The 1,311-nt window shown below is 62.6% G+C and carries 1 protein-coding gene; it reads right to left on the bottom strand.

The features are described 5' to 3' along the window. Positions 1-235: 235 nt before the first annotated feature. A complete protein-coding gene (locus D000_RS0100005) occupies positions 236-964 on the bottom strand; it encodes a hypothetical protein (protein WP_018871493.1) in 729 nt (242 codons plus the stop codon). Positions 965-1,311: the final 347 nt, after the last annotated feature.

Here is a 1,311-nt window from a genome sequence, read left to right as displayed (position 1 = left end):
CCCCCACGGGGGACGGTGTCCCCGTGGTGGGTGAAGTGAATGGATCGACCGGCGAAGCCGGCGCACCCCTGCCCGATCCGGGGGTGCTTTCAGGGACCACGATGCGCTCGTGGCGGGCGGTAAAGCCGTCATTCCCCAGGGCCGCGCGCGACCCTCGGGAATGACGGCCCGAAGGCCGTCAAGGATAGATCCAGAGAGTGTCATTCGAGGCACTCCGGACCAGGGGAAGCGACCATTAAGCCGCTTCGAGTTGGGCGTGAGGATCCAGGGAGACGACGATCTTGGCGCTCTCCCATCCGTCCGGCCAGTGTTCGGCCATGCCGTTTTGCCGGTAGTCCTCGCCGAACGAATCGGAGAAAAAGCCCCAGCAGGAGTCCACCTCGACCCCGTTCTCATAGACGACGTATCCGTACACCTCGCCCTGCAGGTATTGGTCGTAAGTGGCGACCTCGGCCTCCAGGATCGAGCGGATTCGCGCCTCCCGTCTCGGGCTCAGACGCTTCCACCCGAACGCGCGGCGGGCGTCTTCGCGGGTCACGTAGATCCACCCCACCTGACCGCTATCCCATGGACAGCTGAATGGTCGGGTAGACATCGTGATCCCCGAGTGGTCATAGAGGTAAAGCGGCACCATGATCATGTATCGATCGAGGATCGCGTCCACCTTCTCTTGTTGGAACTGGATCACCTGTTGGCTGTGCTCGTGCAGCCGCTTCTCCAGACGAGGCTCGGTGGAGTCCAGACGATCCCACAATCGGTCGGCGAAACGCTCGACCTGATCTTCAATGGATGGATTGAACTCGCATGCCACGCGAAGCGCCCACTCGCTGGGGTTATCTGCCGGCTGTTCGTCTCCCAGTTCATAGCGGCTGTGCCAGCACACCATGTTACCGAGGAGGTTGTCGCAGTCTTCGCGGGGGTTGAAGGGGTCCGTATCGGGGACGATGTGAATCAGCATGGACATGGTCAGTCTCCTGCATGGAGGGGACAGACCGCCCCCACGGGGAGCGGTGTCCCCGTGGTGGGTTGAGAGCCGTCAGGCCGCGCGGGCGGACGAGACGGATAGGAGCCGAATGGATCCGTTGGGTTGAATACCGATGCGGTATCGAGTGCCAGAACGACATAGCTCGAATCGTCCCCGGGAAATCGGTTTCAGATCGGCAATGCGCGCATGGGCAATCGTTTTGATCAGCATAGGTCTATCTCCTGCATGGAGGGGACAGACCGCCCCCACGGGGGACGGTGTCCCCGTGGTGGGTGAAGTGAATGGATCGACCGGCGAAGCCGGCGCACCCCTGCCCGATCCGGGGG

The organism is Thioalkalivibrio sp. ALJ16 (assembly GCF_000377345.1).
In the GTDB taxonomy this organism is placed as follows: domain Bacteria; phylum Pseudomonadota; class Gammaproteobacteria; order Ectothiorhodospirales; family Ectothiorhodospiraceae; genus Thioalkalivibrio.
This window is presented reverse-complemented; position numbering and strand designations above follow the sequence as displayed.

What these genes read in the sequence shown, in the direction of transcription:
- D000_RS0100005 (WP_018871493.1), bottom strand. Translation starts at nt 964, where the DNA reads ATGTCCATGCTGATTCACATCGTCCCCGATACGGACCCCTTCAACCCC.